General features: G+C 70.7%; 14 protein-coding genes. 3 read left to right on the top strand and 11 right to left on the bottom strand.

All coding sequences use genetic code 11. From position 1 onward, the window contains the following. Positions 1-9: 9 nt before the first annotated feature. From ORV05_RS05725 to ORV05_RS05710, 4 genes are all read right to left on the bottom strand, one after another. A complete protein-coding gene (locus ORV05_RS05725; protein WP_268757397.1) occupies positions 10-2292 on the bottom strand; it encodes a bifunctional SulP family inorganic anion transporter/carbonic anhydrase in 2283 nt (760 codons plus the stop codon). Between the two features lie 344 nt (positions 2293-2636). Continuing rightward, complete coding sequence (locus ORV05_RS05720) at positions 2637-3857, bottom strand: adenosylmethionine--8-amino-7-oxononanoate transaminase (RefSeq protein WP_407652772.1); 1221 nt, start codon at positions 3855-3857, stop codon at positions 2637-2639. Between the two features lie 93 nt (positions 3858-3950). Beyond that, the gene (locus tag ORV05_RS05715; RefSeq protein ID WP_268757395.1) at positions 3951-5159 is read right to left on the bottom strand and encodes a cytochrome P450 family protein; all 1209 of its coding nucleotides are present in this window, start codon (positions 5157-5159) and stop codon (positions 3951-3953) included. Positions 5160-5231: 72 nt separating this feature from the next. Beyond that, positions 5232-5651 carry an SRPBCC domain-containing protein gene (locus tag ORV05_RS05710; RefSeq protein ID WP_268757394.1) on the bottom strand — a complete coding sequence of 140 codons (420 nt, stop codon included), beginning with the start codon at positions 5649-5651 and terminating at the stop codon, positions 5232-5234. A 76-nt stretch (positions 5652-5727) separates the two neighbouring features. Between ORV05_RS05710 and ORV05_RS05705 the strand changes: the two genes are divergently transcribed. Then, complete coding sequence (locus tag ORV05_RS05705) at positions 5728-6393, top strand: nucleoside/nucleotide kinase family protein (protein ID WP_268757393.1); 666 nt, start codon at positions 5728-5730, stop codon at positions 6391-6393. On the opposite strand, the gene ORV05_RS05700 is transcribed toward ORV05_RS05705, so the two are convergent. The 4 genes from ORV05_RS05700 to ORV05_RS05685 form a co-directional block, all read right to left on the bottom strand. After that, a complete protein-coding gene (locus ORV05_RS05700) occupies positions 6383-7519 on the bottom strand; it encodes a glycosyltransferase family 4 protein (protein ID WP_268757392.1) in 1137 nt (378 codons plus the stop codon). The genes ORV05_RS05705 and ORV05_RS05700 overlap by 11 nt on opposite strands. A gap of 87 nt (positions 7520-7606) precedes the next feature. After that, positions 7607-8656, bottom strand: coding sequence for a C40 family peptidase (locus tag ORV05_RS05695; RefSeq protein ID WP_268757391.1), 1050 nt, complete (start codon positions 8654-8656; stop codon positions 7607-7609). 477 nt (positions 8657-9133) lie between these two features. Next, positions 9134-9349 carry a hypothetical protein gene (locus ORV05_RS05690; RefSeq protein WP_144593408.1) on the bottom strand — a complete coding sequence of 72 codons (216 nt, stop codon included), beginning with the start codon at positions 9347-9349 and terminating at the stop codon, positions 9134-9136. Positions 9350-9490: 141 nt separating this feature from the next. Further along, the gene (locus ORV05_RS05685; RefSeq protein ID WP_268757390.1) at positions 9491-10873 is read right to left on the bottom strand and encodes an NYN domain-containing protein; all 1383 of its coding nucleotides are present in this window, start codon (positions 10871-10873) and stop codon (positions 9491-9493) included. 97 nt (positions 10874-10970) lie between these two features. Here ORV05_RS05685 and ORV05_RS05680 point away from each other — a divergent pair, with 97 nt between their 5' ends. Beyond that, positions 10971-12689: a DEDD exonuclease domain-containing protein gene (locus tag ORV05_RS05680; RefSeq protein WP_268757389.1), complete on the top strand. Its 1719-nt coding sequence runs from the start codon at positions 10971-10973 to the stop codon at positions 12687-12689. Between the two features lie 60 nt (positions 12690-12749). Further along, entirely contained in the window at positions 12750-13037 is a 288-nt protein-coding gene (locus ORV05_RS05675) for an Lrp/AsnC family transcriptional regulator (RefSeq protein ID WP_144587337.1), read from the top strand. A gap of 57 nt (positions 13038-13094) precedes the next feature. On the opposite strand, the gene qcrB is transcribed toward ORV05_RS05675, so the two are convergent. The 3 genes from qcrB to qcrC are packed head-to-tail and all read right to left on the bottom strand — an operon-like array spanning position 13095 to position 16692. Beyond that, on the bottom strand, positions 13095-14726 hold the full coding sequence (gene qcrB / locus ORV05_RS05670; protein ID WP_326938120.1) for a cytochrome bc1 complex cytochrome b subunit: 1632 nt from the start codon (positions 14724-14726) through the stop codon (positions 13095-13097). Then, positions 14723-15877: a cytochrome bc1 complex Rieske iron-sulfur subunit gene (gene qcrA, locus ORV05_RS05665; protein ID WP_144587339.1), complete on the bottom strand. Its 1155-nt coding sequence runs from the start codon at positions 15875-15877 to the stop codon at positions 14723-14725. Before qcrA ends, qcrB begins: the two co-directional genes overlap by 4 nt. Then, the gene (qcrC, locus tag ORV05_RS05660) at positions 15874-16692 is read right to left on the bottom strand and encodes a cytochrome bc1 complex diheme cytochrome c subunit (protein WP_268757388.1); all 819 of its coding nucleotides are present in this window, start codon (positions 16690-16692) and stop codon (positions 15874-15876) included. The genes qcrA and qcrC overlap by 4 nt, the downstream gene beginning before the upstream one ends. Between the last annotated feature and the right edge of the window lie 7 nt (positions 16693-16699).

The following is a 16699-nucleotide window of genomic DNA, read 5'->3' as shown; positions in this document are numbered from 1 at the left end:
GATCGCCTCCTAACCGGTGACGATCCGGCGGCCCGCCGAGGTGAACGTGCCGCTCTCGGCGTCGTAGAGGTGCACGCGAGCGGCACCCACGTCGAAGTACATGCCCACCAGTTCGATGTCCCCGCGCGCCTGGGCGCGGGCGATGGTCGGGTACTCGCGGAGCCGGTCGAGCTGTTGCAGCACGTTGTGCAGCGCCAACTGGTCGGCTTCCGATCCGGGCACCTCGCCCTCGATCGCGAGCCGCGGGTGCCTCTGGGCTCGCTCCAGGCTCGGCGCGGCATGTCGCAGCCACGCGCGCAGGGCGGGGCTGTCCGCCGGGGCCCCGTCGATGAGGGCCTTCATCGCCCCGCACGAGGAATGCCCGCACACCACGATCTCGCGCACCTTGAGCACGTCCACGGCGAACTCCAGGGAGGCCCCGATCGAGGCGTCGGCCCCTTCCTCGCAGAGGGCGTGGTCCGGCACCAGGTTGCCGATGTTGCGGATGGTGAACAGGTCGCCCGGCCCGCTGCTGGTGATCAGGTTCGGCACGATCCGCGCGTCCCCGCAGGTGAGGAACAACGTCTGCGGTTCATGCACGTTCGCCAGCCTGCTCAGGATCGGCCGGACCAGTTCCGCGGTGCGGCGCTCGAACTCCACCATTCCCCGGCGCATCGAGCTTTCCGGCGAGCGCTGGGCGGGGACCTCCACCGCCAGGTCCTCCTGCCCGCGCTGCCACTGCGACCACGGGGCGAACCAGCGGGGCACGACCGGCTTGGCCCGTGCCCGGTGCACGGTCGGTTCCCCCGCCTTGCCGCGCTCGAACCACGGGTGCCCGATCTCGTCCACCAGTACCCGGCCCCCGGCCCGCTCGTGGGCCTGCTGCCAGCCGGAGAGGAGGTCGAAGGCGGCGTGGTCGAGGTAGTCGACGACGAGTTCGAGGGTGACGCGCGTGCCCCGGGGGATGCCGCCGAGGACGGTCGACAGCCGGGGGATCGACAGGGCCGACAGTGCGCCTTCGACCACGACACGCCATTCCTCGCCGTCGCGTTCGGCGTGGATCCCGGCCCAGAGCAGCCGCCGCAGCATGATCACCGCGGCGGTGCCGAGCCCGATCAGCACCCCGGTGAGCAGATCGAACGCGACCACCCCGCCCAGCGTGATCAGGTAGACCGGCAGATCCCCGTGGCGGAGCACGTCCTTGATGTGCTCGACGTTCACCAGCCGGGCGCCCACGTGCACCAGGAGCCCCGCCAGCGCGGCGAGCGGGATGTTGCGGATGAGCCCGGCCAGCACCGCCACGAACAGCAGGACCCACAGCCCGTGCAGCACCGCGGAGGCGCGGGAGCGCGCGCCGGACTGGACGTTGGTGGAGCTGCGGACGATCACACCGGTGACGGGCAGGCCGCCGAGCGCCCCGGACGCGAGGTTCGCGGCCCCCTGCCCCACCAGTTCACGGTTGAGATCGGCTCTCGGCCCGGTGTGCATCTTGTCGGTGGCCACGGCGGAGAGCAGGCTCTCGACGCTCGCGACCAGCGCCACGGTCACGGCGGCGAGGCCGAAGTCGAACCAGCCGCCGTCGGGAAGCATCGGCACGAAGCGGATTTCGAGCACGTTCGACGGCACGTCCACGCGGGGCACGTTCATCCCGGCAGCCACGGACAGGACGGTGATCCCGGCGATGGCGACCAGGGGGCCCGGCACCTTGCGGACGGCCGCGGGCAGCCTGCCCCAGATCAGCAGCACGGCGATGGTGAGCAGGCCGAGCAGAGTGGCCTGGCCGTGCAGGGCCACCAGCTGGCGCGGGAGCTGGAGCAGGTTGTCCACGGGGGAACTCTGCGCGCTGCCGCCCAGTACGACGTGCAGCTGGGCCAGCACGATGGTCACGCCGATGCCGGCGAGCATGCCGTGCACGATGGCCGGGGAGATGGCGAGCGCGGCGCGGGCCACGCGGCTGAGCCCGAACAGGATCTGCAGCAGTCCGGCCAGCATGGTGATCGCACAGGTGGCGGCCCAGCCGAACTCGGCGATGGTCTCGGCCATGATCACGGTGAGCCCCGCCGCCGGGCCGCTGACCTGCAGGGCGGATCCGCCGAGCGATCCGGCCACTATGCCGCCGACGATCGCCGCGATCAGCCCGGCGACCACCGGGGCCCCCGAGGCGAGCGCGATGCCCAGTGAAAGGGGAACCGCTACCAGGAACACCACCAGCGAAGCCGGGAGGTCGTGGCGCAGGGTGTGCAGTGCCGACCGCCAGCGCGGGCCGGGTGGTGCGTGCTCGTGCTCGCGTTCGCGAGCGGACAGGTCGATCATTCGTGCCTCCGTCGTGAGGGCCCCGATACGGGGAGGGTGGCCGGGGAATCCGGCGTCCGCGATGACAGCCGGTAATCCAGTGATACCGAAAACCGGGCGGAATGTCCGTTATGTAAAGAGATCCTCACGTCTTGTTCACAATGCACCACCAGCGACATTTCGGGAGGTACCGGACCTGACTCCGCCACCCAGAGCGAGAAAGCGTCACTCTCACGAGTGGTGACATCGGATGTTGACCACGATGCGTGAGTACTTTTCCCGCGGTGTCGCCGCCCACACCAAATCGGGTGAACCTTGGCAGCGTCCACTAAGGACACTGTCACCAGGGCTCCGTCGAAGCCGCCTCAGGCCACGCGCGCGGCGGCCACCATCGCTTCGGAGATCGAGGCGATCTCGTCGTCGCCGCACAGGTACGGCGGCATGGTGTACACCAGATCGCGGAACGGCCGCAGCCACACCCCGCGCTCCGTGGCGGCCAGTGTCGCCTTCGCCAGGTCCACCGGGTGATCGAGCTGCACCACCCCGATCGCCCCGAGCACCCGCACGTCCACCACCGAGCCGAGCCCGGAGGCGGCGGCGAGCCCCGCGCTCAGGCCGGCCTCGATCCGCCGGACCTCCGCCCGCCAGTCCCGATCGGCCAGCAGGTCGAGCGAGGCGTTGGCGACCGCCGAGGCCAGCGGGTTGCCCATGAACGTGGGACCGTGTGCCAGCACCGGCACCTCGCCCCGCGAGATCCCGGCGGCCACCTCCGGCGTGCACAGCGCGGCAGCCAGGCTCAGGTAGCCGCCGGTCAGCGCCTTGCCGAGGCACAGGACGTCGGGTGCCACCCCCGCGTGCTCCGCGGCGAACAGCGCGCCGGTGCGCCCGAAGCCGGTGGCGATCTCGTCGAAGACCAGCAGCACGTCATGGGCCTCGGTCAGCTCGCGCAGCACCCGGAGGTATCCAGGGTGGTGGAACCGCATGCCCCCGGCGCCCTGGACCACGGGTTCGACGATGACGGCGGCCAGTTCCCCGGCGTGCCGCGCGATCGACTCCTCGAGAACATCCACATAGGACTGGTCCACCGGAGCGCCGAATCCGGCGGGCGGTTCGGGCACGAAAACCTGCTCCGGCAGCACACCCCGCCACAGCGCGTGCATTCCGCCCTCCGGATCGCACACGCTCATCGGGTGGAAGGTGTCTCCGTGATAGCCCCCGCGCCAGGTCAGCAGACGGCGCTTCTCCCCGCGCCCCGCCGACCGCCAGTACTGCAGGCACATCTTGACCGCCACCTCGACGGCCACCGATCCCGAATCACAGAGGAACACGTGCTCCAGCCCGTCCGGGGTCAGCTCCGCCAGCCGCGTGGCGAGCCGGATCGCCGGTTCGTGCGTCAGCCCGCCGAACATGACGTGGCTCATCCGGCCCGCCTGCGTGGCCAGGGCCGCGTCGAGCACCGGGTTCCGGTAGCCGTGGATGGCCGCCCACCAGGAGGACATGCCGTCCACCAGCTCCCGGCCGTCCGCCAGCCGCAACCGCACCCCGGAGGCCTCGGTCACCAGCAGCGGCGGCACCTGCCCCGGCATCGGGGCGTAGGGATGCCACACGTGCCGGGCGTCGAGAGCGAGCAGTTCCTCCGGGCGCACAGCCGGCACCCTACCCCGGTGCTCCCGCGGGACTCAGCCGACGCGGACCGGCAGGGTTTCCAGTGCCCGGATCAGCGTGCTGTCCCGCCACCGCAACGCCTCCGCCTCTCCGTCGAGTTCCAGCTTCGGGAACCGGCTCACCAGCTTGCCCAGTGCGATCCCGGCTTCGAGGCGGGCCAGCGGCGCACCGACGCAGTAGTGGATCCCGTGCCCGAAAGCGAGATGGCCCCCGGCCGGACGGGTCACGTCGAGCCGGTCGGGATCGGGGAACCGTTCCGCGTCCCGGTTCGCGGCCATCAGCGACACCATGACGAACTCGCCTTCCGGGATTTCGACCTCACCGACTCCGACCGGCTCGGTCGTGAAGCGCACGGTGGCGACATTGATCGGGCCGTCGAACCTCAGGAACTCCTCGACCGCGTTGGGCACCAGCGACGGATCCGACCGCAGCATCGCGAGCTGGTCGGGGTGGCGCAGCAGGGCCAGTACACCGTTGCCGATCAGGTTGACCGTGGTCTCGTGGCCCGCGACCAGCAGCAGGAAGGCCATCGAGACGAGTTCGACCTCCGAGAGCTGATCGTCCGCGTCCGACACGTGGACCAGGTCGGAGAGCAGATCCTCGGTCGGTTTCCCGCGCTTGGCCGCGACCAGTTCGGCGAGATAGGCGGCCAGCGCGGTGGAATCCTCGTGCAGCCGCTCGGGGGTGGAGGCCGAGACGATGGTGTTGGACCAGGCCCGGAACCGGTCGCGATCCGTGCTGGGCACCCCGAGGAGTTCGCAGATGACCGTGATCGGCAGCGGGAAGGCGAAGGCCTCGAGCAGGTCCACCGCGCCCGCCGCGGCCACCTCGTCGAGCAACCCGTCCGCGATCTCCTCGATCCGGGGCCGCAACCGGGACACGGTGCGCGCGGTGAACGCCTTGTTCACCAGCTTGCGCAGCCGCGTGTGGTCCGGCGGGTCGGTGTTGAGCATGTGCGCGGCCAGCGACGAGGAGAAGGCGGCCTGGCCCGTCGCGGTGATCCTCTGCCGGAACAGCTCCGCCGCCCGTTGGTTGTCCTTGCTCAGCCGGGGATCGGCGAGCAGTTCCCTGGCCTCGGCGTAGCGGGTGACCAGCCAGACCCGCAGACCTCTCGGCATGATCGCCGGGCGGACCGGCGCTTCGGTACGCAGAGCCGCGTAGACGGCGTGCGGATCGTGGATGAAGTCGCGATCGAGCTGAACCGGCTCGTCGAGCAGGGGCATGTCCCTTTTCCTCCCACCAGTGACCGTCCTCGTGTCCCGACAACGGCTCACCGGGGGAAATCGTGCCCGTGCTCAGCGGGTGGCCGGCGCCGCCAGTGCCGCCGCCACACCGTCCATCTTCGCCTGCCAGTACTCGTGCTGCGCGGCACGCTCTTCCGGCCCCAAAAGCCGCTCCTGGTGGAATCGCAACGAGGTCTTCGGGCCCGACGACCGGACCGTCACCTGCACCGTGGAGTCGTGCCCCCAGCCGGACGGGCGCCAGGTGAGCCGCACCCGGTCCAGCGGGTGGAAACTCCGGATCTCCCCGGTGATTCCGTCGTCCGTCCGGTAGTGCGCGCCCCGTTCGAGCGGGAGCGGCACACCCGGCCCGAGCCAGAGCCCCACCCCGTCCTCCGCGATGAACGTCCATACGTCGACGAGCGGGTGGGGCAGGGTCCGGGACACCCCGATCTGCCAGCCCGCGTCCGCCGTCTTTCCCACTTGTCCGGTCATACGGCCCATGCTGGCACCGGGGTACGACAATTCCGGCATCCCTGCCGCCCGTCCCCTGCCGTGGCAGGATCGCGGTATGAGATTCCGGCCGATCTCGTGGGAGCGGCTCGCCGGGGAACTGGCCGAACGCGTGCTGTCGCGGCCGGGCACCGGCTGGGTCCGGATCGCCGTCGACGGCGCACTCGACACCGCGACGCTGGCGGACGCGATGGTGGACCCGTTGCGGGTCAACGGCCGACGACCACTCCGAGTATCCACAAAGGACTTTTTGCGCCCGGCTTCACTCCGCTTCGAACGGGGCAGGCGGGACCCGGACGTGCGCTACCGGGACTGGCTGGACGAGGGGGCGCTGCGGCGCGAGGTGCTCGAACCCCTCGCCCCCGGCGGCAGCGGCGAGGTCCTGCCCGCGCTGTGGGACGCCGAACGGGACCGCGCGACCCGCCTCGATCGCGTCGCGCTTCCGCCCGGCGCCGTGCTGATCGCCGACGGCGAACTGCTTCTCGGACGCGGCCTGCCCTTCGACCTCACGGTGCACCTGGCGATCTCGCCCGCGGCGCTGCGCCGCAGGCTGCCCGAAGACCAGCACTGGGCCCTGCCCGCGTTCGAACGCTACGAGCACGAAGTGCGGCCAGGCGAGATCGCGGACCTGCTGGTCCGGGCCGACGACCCGCGCCACCCGGCGGTCGCGGCCGTGCCCGGCGGACGATTCGCCGGACGAGCCGCCGACCCGGTCACGGGGTGAGCAGCCGGGAAAGCCGCGCGGCCAGCACGTCCCAGCGCCAGTGCTCGCGCACCCAGGACCGTCCCGCCTCGCCCATCTTCCGCGCCCTCACCGGGTCCTGAAGCAGCGGCACCAGGGTTTCCGCCAGCCCCGCCACGTCCCGGCCGTCGACCACGTGCCCGGTCACGTCCTCGAGCACGGTTTCGGGAGCGCCGCCCGAGTTTCCCGCGATCACCGGCAGCCCGCTCGCCGAAGCCTCCAGGTAGACCAGCCCGAGCCCCTCCACGTCGAGCCCCCCGCCCCGCGTCCTCGAGGGCATCGCGAACACGTCGCCCGCCACGTAGTGCGCGGGAAGCTCCTGCCAGGGCACCGAACCGGTCAGCACCACGTCGCGGGTGAGTCCCAGTTCACCGGCGAGACGGGACAGCGTTTCCCGGTAAGGACCGCCGCCGACCAGCAGCAACGCCGCGTCCGGCACCGTCCGCCGCACCTGGGGCAGCGCCCGGATCAGCATGTCCTGTCCCTTGCGCGGCATCAGCCGCGACACGCACACCACGGTGGGACGGTCGCCGAGCCCGTGCCGGGCCCGGATCTCCGCCCGGGCCGCGTCGTCGGGCCGGAAGAAGTCCGTGTCGACTCCCGATGGCAGGTACTCCAGGCCGGCCATCGGGCCGAAGGCCGAGGCGAACCGGCCGCGGGTGTACTTGCTGACGAAGGTCAGCACATCGGTGGTGTCACCGATCCGCCGCAGTGCCTGCCGCGCGCCCGGCAGCATCGACCAGCCCACCTCGTGCCCGTGGGTGGAGGCGACGACCCGCTCCGCCCCCGCCGCGCGCAACGGCTGCGCCAGCAACGCCAGCGGGGCGGCGGCACCGAACCACACCGATTCGCAGTCCCGCGACCGCAGCAGTTCCCTGGCCCTCCGCAGCACGTCCGGGGTGGGCAGCATCAGCGAAGTGGGATGCCGGACGATCTCGAACGGCGCGGCGGCGTCGAATTCGGGGTGCGAACCGGAGGAACCGTGCCAGGACGGGGCGTACACGACGAGATCGTCCGGCGGCAGCCGCCGGGCCAGTGCGTCGAGGTAGTTCTGGATACCTCCGGGGCGGGGCGGGAAGTCGTTGGTCACCAGCAGGGTCCGAGGCACGGTGGGAGATTACCGGCCCCGCCGTCAACCCCCCGAACGCAGCAGGGGCGGCACCGTGCGCGGTGCCGCCCCTGCTTCGCCACCAGGTCAGTACGCGACCCGGCGCGCTCCGGAGTAGTCGTTCTGGAGCGAGGAAATCTTGACCACGTCACCGGTGGTCGGGGCGTGCACCATCTTGCCGTCGCCGAGGTAGATACCGACGTGGTGCGCCGGTGAACCGTAGAACACCAGGTCACCGGGCTGAAGGTCCGCCCTGGACACGTACAGGCCGAAGCCCTGCTGCTCGGCGGCGGTCCGCGGCAGCGTGATGCCCGCCTGCCGGTACGAGTACTGGGTCAGGCCCGAGCAGTCGAACGAGTTGGGGCCGGTGTCGCCCCAGCCGTAGGGGTCACCGAGCTTGCTGAGCGCGACGTTGATCGCCGTCTGCGCCGCCGCGGTCGGGGCGGGCAGGTTCGGGTTCGATCCGCCCGTGTCCCGCTGGGCGGCCCGGTCGGCCGCGCTGAGCCGGGTTGCCAGCTGCTTAAGGTCGCTGACCTGCTTGTTCAGCGCGTCCTGGCGGGCGTGCAGGTCGTTGAGCAGCTGTGCCGCGGCATCCGAGGCGGCCTGGGCGCGGTTCTTGGCGTCCGCCGCCTGCTGCTGCGCGCTGGCCGCGGCATCGATCGCGGAGGTGTACTGCGAGAGGGCCTTGTTCTTGTCGTCGGCCAGCACGGCCAGCGCCGAAGACCGGTCGAGGAAGTCCTGCGCGGAGGTTCCGGTCAGCAGGGCCGACAGGCGGTTGTACTGCGCTCCGCTGATGAACGAGGCATCGGTGAACTGGTCGACCGCGGACTGGACCCCGGCCGCGTCGGCCTGCGCCGCCTGCACCCTGGCGTTGGCCGCCTGCAGGTCGATGTTGGCCTTGGCCAGCTCGGCCTGCTTGGCGTTGAAGTCGGACTGGGCGTTGAGCGCGTCCTCGTTGAGCTGCTCCGCCTGTGCGGCGGCAGCACGGTACTGCGCGAGGGCATCGGATGAGGTGGTGGGTGGGTTCTGTAGAGCGGGGGTGACCGCGCTGGCCGGAGCCCCCACGCTCACCGCGGTGATCACCGCGGCAGCGGCCAGGGCTCCTGCGACCACGCGCTTGATCGGTTGCGACTGCACGCCGCGCGTGTCTCCTTTGCATTCGGCCACCTACCGGTCGCCGCGCGCAGGGCTGATCACCTCTGCTCACCGGAGCGGACGGACACAGACACCCGGCTTCCGGTACAACGGCGCTTCGCCACCCCGGCCCTGGCACGCGGCAGCGCACCTGGACCTGTGAAAACGGTGGTTCCGGCGCAGCTCCCCGACAAAGCTGCTTCGGTGGCAATCCCGCGTCGCCGACGCGGGTTGCGTCGGCTACCGGCCGCGAGATCTCGGCTAGGTTACGAAACAGCCGCCGTCACGTCTAGCAGGGCCGGGGTTAAAACTGTGGGTAGCCAGGGCGAACCCCGTTCGGACCAGCGATGACACAACCGGCGTGGTGAAGCTCACAATTTCGCTCGCTGGTACTACTGACCGTTGGGCGCCGCAATCGACCGTTTAACGCTTTGGTGTGGTTCTCCGCTTCAGCCCGCGCCGGTCACATTTCCCGGCGTTTCAGGCCGCTCGCCCCCGCCGGAACCGCCCCATCGGCACCAGTTTCAGCCCCGGAATGAGCCCGCCTTCGGCGAGTGCGTCGATCGCACTCAATTCCTCCTGATCCCATTCGATCACCGGTGGGGCGTTCAGCAGCACACTGATCGCGCAGTCGGCGCAGCCACTGCCCTGAACGGCGCACCGTCCGCAGTCCACGACCAGGGTGTCTTCCTCCATCGCTGCCTCCTCGAACCGCCTGGAATGAGTACGACAAGCAACGGTAAGGACACCCACCGACATTTTCCGGCCATCTCTCCCCCGATGTTCGAAACAACCGCCGAACAATGGCCGAACCCGGGCTTCCGGCAAAGCAGCCGCTCAGACGCGGCCCAGCCTGGTCAGCAGGATCGCGGAAGCAACGGAATGCGCGCCCACCCCGCGCGTGGAGTCGGCGACCGCGCGATCCGAGGTCGCCACCACCAGCGGGCGGCCGGCGGGCTCGGCCCTGACCAGTGACCGGATCACGTCATCGGCCTGCACGCCGGGATCGGAGAAGAGCACGCGCACCCCGCGGATCGCCGCGGTCGGTACGGACAGCACACCGGCGCCGTCGAACACCACGGTCACCTCGGCCCCGGTCCGTGCGGCGAGCGCGCCGAGTTGCTGCACCAGCCGGTCACGCTGGTCGGCCAGTGTCAGTTCCGGATAGCCGGTCTTGCTGACGTTGTAGCCGTCCACGATCAGATGCACGCTGGGCAGGGCGAGCAACCGGTCCAAACCGGCCGGATCCCGCACCCGCTGGCCGCCGGGCACACCGCTCGCGCCTCGTACCCGGTCGGCGGGGCGACGGCCGCTGGCGTCCAGCGACAGCTCCCGGCGAAGTCCCGTCACCGCCCCCTCGATGGTGTCGACCAGCAGCGCGAGCCGGACCTCGTCGGCTTCACGGGCCTCCCGCGCCGCCTGCCGGGCGATCTCCGCCTCGGCCATCGCCCGCTCCGCGCGGGCCCGCTCGGCCGCCACCCGCTGCCGTTCGCGCTCCAGTTGAGCCGTGAGCGAAGCCACCTCGCCGGTGAGCCGGGCGTCCTCCTGCTCCGCCCCCGCCCTTGCCGCCTCGGCCGCGTCCTTGGCCTGGCGCAACAGCACCCCTTGGCCCCGCAACCGGGACCGGAGCCGGTCCAGTTCCTCGTCCCGCTCGTGGCGGGCCGCTTCGATCGCGGCGAGCGCCTGCCCCAGTTCCTCCCGGGTGCGGGCCAGTTCCGCTTCCAGCTTCTGGTTCCGGGCCAGCGCCGCGTCCCGCTCCGCCCGCAGCGCGGTCTCGGCCGCGTTCTTCGCGACGAGCCGGACGCGTGAGGTGGCGCTGGCCTCACCCAGCAGGACGGCGGCGGTGGCCGCGGCGACGGAATCCTCGTCGTTCGGGTCGAGCGCGTCCTGACGGTGCTCCCTCAGCCACTCGAGCACTTCGGTCCGGAACGAGGGCGAGGACTCCAGGGTGCTCAGCAACGCCGCCGCCCCGAGCCGGGCCCGCTTGGCGGGCGCGAACTTCGCGACCGGTCTGAGCTGCTGCGGGATGTCGGCACGCGGCAGCTTGCCCAGGGCGTCGGCGGCGAGTTCGGCGAGCCTGGTGCGGACCGGCTCCGGCAGCTCACGCCAGTCGAGGGGCACGGTCGGCCCCGGATCCGGCTCCGGTTCCGGGCGCTGGGCGGCCGCCGGTGCTCGCAGACCTGGGTCTCCGGGTTCTTCCGGCTGCACTGAGGGCGGCATCTGTCCAGGGTAGAGTGCCGCGCCGGACACCGGCAGGTGCGTCCAGCCCGACGCGCCGGTCGAAGAACTGTCGGTGCCCTTGCCTAGGGTGCCGGTCATGCATTCGGCGCACGATCAGCTGGCCTTCGACGAGCTGGGCACGCCACTGCGCGAAACCACCTTCGTGGTCGTCGACCTGGAGACCACCGGCACCCGGCCCGGGCCGGACGGGATCACCGAAATCGGGGCGGTCAAGGTACGCGGCGGCGAGGTACTCGGCGAGTTCGCCACCCTGGTCAATCCGGGCGTGCCGATCCCGCCGCAGATCGTCGCGCTGACCGGGATCACCGGCGCCATGGTCTACGACGCGCCGCCGGTCGATCAGGTCCTGCCCGCCTTCCTCGAATTCGCCGCGGGTGCCGTACTGGTCGCGCACAACGCCCCGTTCGACACCGGTTTCCTGCGCGCCGCCTGCCAGGGGCACGGCTACGCCTGGCCGAAACCGGCGGTGGTGTGCACGGTCCGCCTCGCCCGCCGGGTCCTGTCCCGCCAGGACACCCCGAGCTTCCGGCTGTCCGCGCTGGCGGCGCTGTTCGGCGCCGCCACGACGCCCAACCACCGCGCCCTCGACGACGCCAAGGCGACCGTGGACGTGTTGCACGCGCTGCTCGAGCGCCTCGGCCCGCTCGGTGTGCACTCCCTGGAAGAGCTGCTGGACTTCCTGCCGGAGGTCACGCCCGCTCAGCGGGGCAAGCGGAACCTGGCCGCGCACCTGCCGGAGCGGCCGGGTGTCTACCTGTTCCGCGGCCCCGGCGACGAGGTGCTCTACGTGGGGACGGCGAGCAATCTGCGGCGGCGGGTCCGGCAGTACTTCACCGGTTCGGAAAGCCGCGGCCGGATCCGCGAGATGGTCGCACTGGCCCAGCGGGTGGACGGCATCGAGTGCTCGCACGCCCTGGAGGCACAGGTCCGGGAACTGCGTTTGCTCGCGGCACACAAGCCCGCCTACAACCGGCGCTCGAAGAACCCGCGGAAGTCGTGGTGGGTGGCGCTGACCGAAGAAGCCTTCCCCCGGCTGTCCGTGGTCCGCCTGCCGAAGGACGGCGCGCTCGGTCCGTTCGGCTCGCAGGCGATGGCCCGGCTCGCCGCCGACACGCTCGCCGGCGCCGCCGGACTGCGCACCTGCACCCTGCGGATCTCCGCCAAGGCCCCGTCCGCCAAACCCTGCGCCCTGGCCGAACTGGGCCGCTGCGCCGCCCCGTGTGCCGGGCACCAGTCGGTGGCGGCGTACGCGCCGTCGGTGCACGCGGTCACCGAACTGATCGCGGGCCGGCACACCGTGCCTCTCGACCTCGCCCTCCACCAAGTGGAAGAGCTCGCCGCGGGGCATCATTTCGAACAGGCCGCGCGACGGCGCGACGAGTTGGCGGTGCTGGTGCGGGCGATCGGCAAGGCCCATCGCCTCACCGCGCTCGCGGCCATCCGGGAGCTGGTGGCCGCCGCGCCGGACGGCGAGGGCGGCTGGGAGTTCGCGGTCGTCCGCCACGGCCGCCTCGCCTCGGCCGGAGTGGCCCGACGCGGCGTCCCGCCGATGCCGGTGGTCGACGCCCTCATCGCCTCCGCGGAGACCGTCACGGCGGAAGCGGGCCCCCTTTATGGCGCCCCCGAGGAGGAGGTGGGCGTGCTGCTGCGCTGGCTGACCCGGCCCGGGGTCCGCCTGGTGCGGACCACCACCCCCTGGGCCGAACCGGCACACGGGGCGGGCCGCTGGCAGCGCTGGCTCGACCGCGTCGCCGCCGCGGCCGCACTGGAGAACGCGGGACAAGCGCTGAACTGAACGGAACCGGCAGGCACGGTTACGATTCCGGCTGCCGGAACTCTCACCGAGGAGGACACAGTGATCACCGCGTTCGTGCTGATTCATGCCGTGGCGGACGGCATTCCCGAGACCGCGCAGGCGATCGCGGACATCAACGGCGTCTCCGAGGTGTATTCGTGCGCGGGCGACGTGGACCTGATCGCGATGGTCCGGGTGCACACGCACGAAGAACTCGCCGACCTGATCCCGGGCCGGATCGGCCGGGTACCAGGGGTGATCGACACCGACACCCACATCGCGTTCCGCTCCTACTCCACCGCGGACACCGACCGGGCCTTCGCCATCGGCGCCGACGACGCAGACTGACCGCGGAACACGAAGAAGGGGGCCCACCGCAGTGGGCCCCCTTCTTTTCACACCGTGTTACGGCTGTTCCGGCGTCTTCCAGCCGGCAGGCACCTCGCCGTGGCCCTTGGCGCGCTCGAGCGCCGCGGTCTCCTCGACGGGGTCCGGAGCCAGCAGGGTGCCGGGCAGCGGACGACCCGCGGCGCCGAGCTTGTTCATCTTCTTCGGCACCGACGCGCCCTGGTACTCCAGCGGGATCGCGTGGCCGTGGTCGTCCACCCCGCCCAGCGGCTGGTGGATCTCGATGAACTCACCATGCGGCAGGCGCTTGATGATGCCCGTCTCGATGCCGTGCTCCAGCACCTCGCGGTCGGCCCGCTGCAGACCCAGGCAGATCCGGTAGGTGACGAAGTAGGCGAGCGGGGGCGCCAGCAGCACGCCGATCCGGCCGGCCCAGGTGGTCGCGTTGAGCGAGATGTCGAACTGGTCGGCGATGATGTCGTTGAAGCCCGAGGCCTCGATCACCGCGAAGAACGCCAGCGCCATCATGCCGAGGCTGGTGCGGACCGGCGCGTCCCGCGGCCGCTGCAACAGGTTGTGGTGCGCGGTGTCGCCGGACAGCTTCCGCTCGATGAACGGGTAGGTGATCAGCAGCACGAACAGGATCGGCATCCACACCGCACCGGCGAAGAACACCGCCGGGACCGTGTAGCGGCCCAGGTAGAGCTCCCAGGCCGGGAAGATCCGGAGCAGGCCGTCCGCCCAGGCCAGGTACCAGTCCGGCTGCGAACCGGCGGACACCTGCGAGGGGTTGTACGGGCCGATGTTCCAGATCGGGTTGATCTGGAAGACGCCGGCCAGCAGCGCGATCACACCGGTGACCAGCGCGAAGAAGGCGCCGCCCTTGAGCGCGAACACCGGCATGATCCGGATGCCGACGACGTTGGTCTCCTTGCGCCGCACGCCGGGGAACTGCGTGTGCTTCTGGTACCAGACGAGCGCGAGGTGCGCGCCGACCAGCGCCAGCATGATGCCGGGCAGCAGCAGGATGTGGATCGTGTAGAGGCGCGGGATGATCTCGTTGCCGGGGAACTCGCCACCGAACAGCGCCCAGTGCAGCCAGGTTCCGATCACCGGGACCGACAGCATGATGCCGGACAGGGTGGCGCGGATACCGGTACCGGAGAGCAGGTCGTCCGGCAGCGAGTATCCGAAGAAGCCCTCGAACATACCGAGGATCAGCAGCAGCGCGCCGATCACCCAGTTGGCCTCACGCGGCCTGCGGAACGCTCCGGTGAAGAAGATCCGGAACATGTGCACCATCATCGCCGCGACGAACAACAGCGCGGCCCAGTGGTGCACCTGGCGCACGAACAGGCCGCCCCGCACGTCGAACGAGATGTCCAGGGTGGTCGCGAACGCCCGGGACATCGGAACGCCCTGGAGGTTCGTGAAGCTGCCGTGGTAGACGACCTCGGCCATCGACGGGTCGAAGAACAAGGTCAGGTAGACGCCCGACAGGATCAGGATGAGGAAGCTGTAGAGCGCGATCTCCCCGAGCAGGAACGACCAGTGGGTCGGGAAGACCTTGTTCATCTGGTGCCGCAGGCCCTTGGACAGGCGGTACCGCTGGTCCATGTTTGTTCCGGCCTCGGCGAGCTGCCGTTGCAGCAGCCCCGCCCCCTTGGTCGGCGTGGTGAGTGAACTCATGACTTGCGCTCCCAAAAGGCCGGTCCCACGGGCTCGATGAAGTCGCCGCGCGCGACCAAGTATCCCTCGTCGTTCACCGTAATGGGAAGTTGAGCCAGCGCACGCGTCGCCGGGCCGAAGATCGGCTTCGCGTAGTGCAGGGCGTCGAACTGCGACTGGTGGCACGGGCAGAGGATGCGGTTGGTCCGCTGCTCGTACAGCGAGGTCGGGCAACCGACGTGGCTGCAGACCTTCGTGTACGCGTAGTACTCGCCGAAGTTGAAGTCCTCCTGGCCCTTGCGCTTGACGACCTTGGCGGCGTCCTCGGGGCGCAGGCGGATCAGCATGACCGGGTTGTCGGACCGCAGGAACGCCGCGGCGAGGGCTTCCTCGTCACCCCGCTCGGACTCGCGGAACGGGTAGACCGTCTCCATCGCCCCGCCGTCGAGGTCCTCGACGCGCACCAGGCTGATCTCGCCCGGCTTGCCGGTGTTGCGCCGCATGTAGACGACCTCACCGGGGTGCTTCGGCAGCCAGCCCGTGTGCCACAACGAGTTCTCGTTGTCGCTGTCCTTCCACGGGTCCTTGATGAAGGAGGCGACCGGCAGCCCGATCAGCCCGAGCCCCAGCGCACCGCCCGCGAAACCCATGCTGCGCTTGACCAGCGAACGGCGGCCGATGGTGCTGCGGGCACCCGCGTCCTCCAGGTGCGCGACGATCGTCTTCCGATCGATCTCCGCCGAGCCCTCGCCGTTGCCGTCGTGCCGCTCCTGCACCGCGAGCTCGTGCGGAATGAACTTCTTGGTGTAGAGGAGCACGCCGATGCCGAGACCGAGAATGGTCAGGCCCAGCGTCACGCCGAGGACGGGGGTGTACAGCGAGTACAGGAAGGTGCCGCTCTCGCCCGGCGCCTTGTACTGCCACGGCCACCAGATCAGGCCGACCACGAAGGCGAGGCCCGCCAGTCCGGCGATGGTGAACCACAGCGCCACGATCCGCTCGGCGCGCTTCTCCGCCCGGGTGCCCTTGACGGGCCACGGTTCGGGATAGTCGACGAGCTCGACCCCGTCGAGCTTGCCGCCGAGCTTGACCAGCTCGTCGCGGCTCATCTCCGCCAGTTCGGCCTCGGACGGCAGGGTGTTGTCGGGCCCCTCGGTGCCGCTGCTACTCATGCCCTCGATCCAATCCACAAGGTCACGCCGACCAGAGCGGCGATACCCACGATCCACGCGATGACACCTTCGGACGCCGGGCCGAAGCCACCCAGCCCGTTGCCGCCCGGGTTGTTGTTGCCGTCGGACACCGACTTGATGTAAGCGATGATGTCCTTCTTCTCCTCCGGCGTGAGCTGGCGGTCGGAGAATTTCGGCATGTTCTGGGGGCCGGTCAGCATCGCCGTGTAGATCTGGTCCTCGCTGGCCGGGTCCAGGTTCGGCGCGTACTTGCCGGCCGAGAGCGCACCGCCGCGCCCGGTGAAGTTGTGGCACGACGCGCAGTTGAGCCGGAACAGCTCACCACCGCGGGCCGGGTCGCCGCCCCGCAGGGCCGCACCGGTCTCCGCCGGGCGTTCCGGACCGCCACCGTTGGCCTGGATGTAGGCGCCGACCGCGTCGATCTCCTCCGGGGTCAGCTTCGGCGGCTTGCGCTGGGCCTGTGCCTCCTGCCGGGCCATCGGCATCCGGCCGGAGGAAGTCTGGAAGTACACCGCCGCGTCGCCCACACCGATGAGGCTGGGCCCGCGGTCCTGCACGCCCTGCAGGTTCGCGCCGTGGCAGGTGATGCAGGTGTTGTTGTACACCTGCTGGCCCAGCCGCAGCTGCGCCGATTCCTCCTGCGCCTGCGCGGTCTGCGCCTTGGGCACGAAGACGGCGTACGCGGCGCCGGCGCCGACCAGCGCGACCGCCAGTGCGAGCGCACCGGCGAAGCGCCTCCGCAGCTTCGTGCGCGCGCGGAAGCGGCGCTCGGAGGATTTGTTGGTGGTGGTCATCTTGCGG

Source organism: Amycolatopsis cynarae (assembly GCF_026802195.1).
Lineage (GTDB): Bacteria > Actinomycetota > Actinomycetes > Mycobacteriales > Pseudonocardiaceae > Amycolatopsis_E > Amycolatopsis_E rhizosphaerae.
The sequence above is the reverse complement of the archived record's forward strand: the minus strand, read 5'-3'. Positions and strand labels throughout refer to the sequence as shown.

What these genes read in the sequence shown, in the direction of transcription:
- ORV05_RS05725 (WP_268757397.1), bottom strand. Translation starts at nt 2,292, where the DNA reads ATGATCGACCTGTCCGCTCGCGAACGCGAGCACGAGCACGCACCACCC.
- ORV05_RS05720 (WP_407652772.1), bottom strand. Translation starts at nt 3,857, where the DNA reads ATGCCGGGGCAGGTGCCGCCGCTGCTGGTGACCGAGGCCTCCGGGGTG.
- ORV05_RS05715 (WP_268757395.1), bottom strand. Translation starts at nt 5,159, where the DNA reads ATGCCCCTGCTCGACGAGCCGGTTCAGCTCGATCGCGACTTCATCCAC.
- ORV05_RS05710 (WP_268757394.1), bottom strand. Translation starts at nt 5,651, where the DNA reads ATGACCGGACAAGTGGGAAAGACGGCGGACGCGGGCTGGCAGATCGGG.
- ORV05_RS05705 (WP_268757393.1), top strand. Translation starts at nt 5,728, where the DNA reads ATGAGATTCCGGCCGATCTCGTGGGAGCGGCTCGCCGGGGAACTGGCC.
- ORV05_RS05690 (WP_144593408.1), bottom strand. Translation starts at nt 9,349, where the DNA reads ATGGAGGAAGACACCCTGGTCGTGGACTGCGGACGGTGCGCCGTTCAG.
- ORV05_RS05685 (WP_268757390.1), bottom strand. Translation starts at nt 10,873, where the DNA reads ATGCCGCCCTCAGTGCAGCCGGAAGAACCCGGAGACCCAGGTCTGCGA.
- ORV05_RS05680 (WP_268757389.1), top strand. Translation starts at nt 10,971, where the DNA reads ATGCATTCGGCGCACGATCAGCTGGCCTTCGACGAGCTGGGCACGCCA.
- qcrB (WP_326938120.1), bottom strand. Translation starts at nt 14,726, where the DNA reads ATGAGTTCACTCACCACGCCGACCAAGGGGGCGGGGCTGCTGCAACGG.
- qcrA (WP_144587339.1), bottom strand. Translation starts at nt 15,877, where the DNA reads ATGAGTAGCAGCGGCACCGAGGGGCCCGACAACACCCTGCCGTCCGAG.
- qcrC (WP_268757388.1), bottom strand. Translation starts at nt 16,692, where the DNA reads ATGACCACCACCAACAAATCCTCCGAGCGCCGCTTCCGCGCGCGCACG.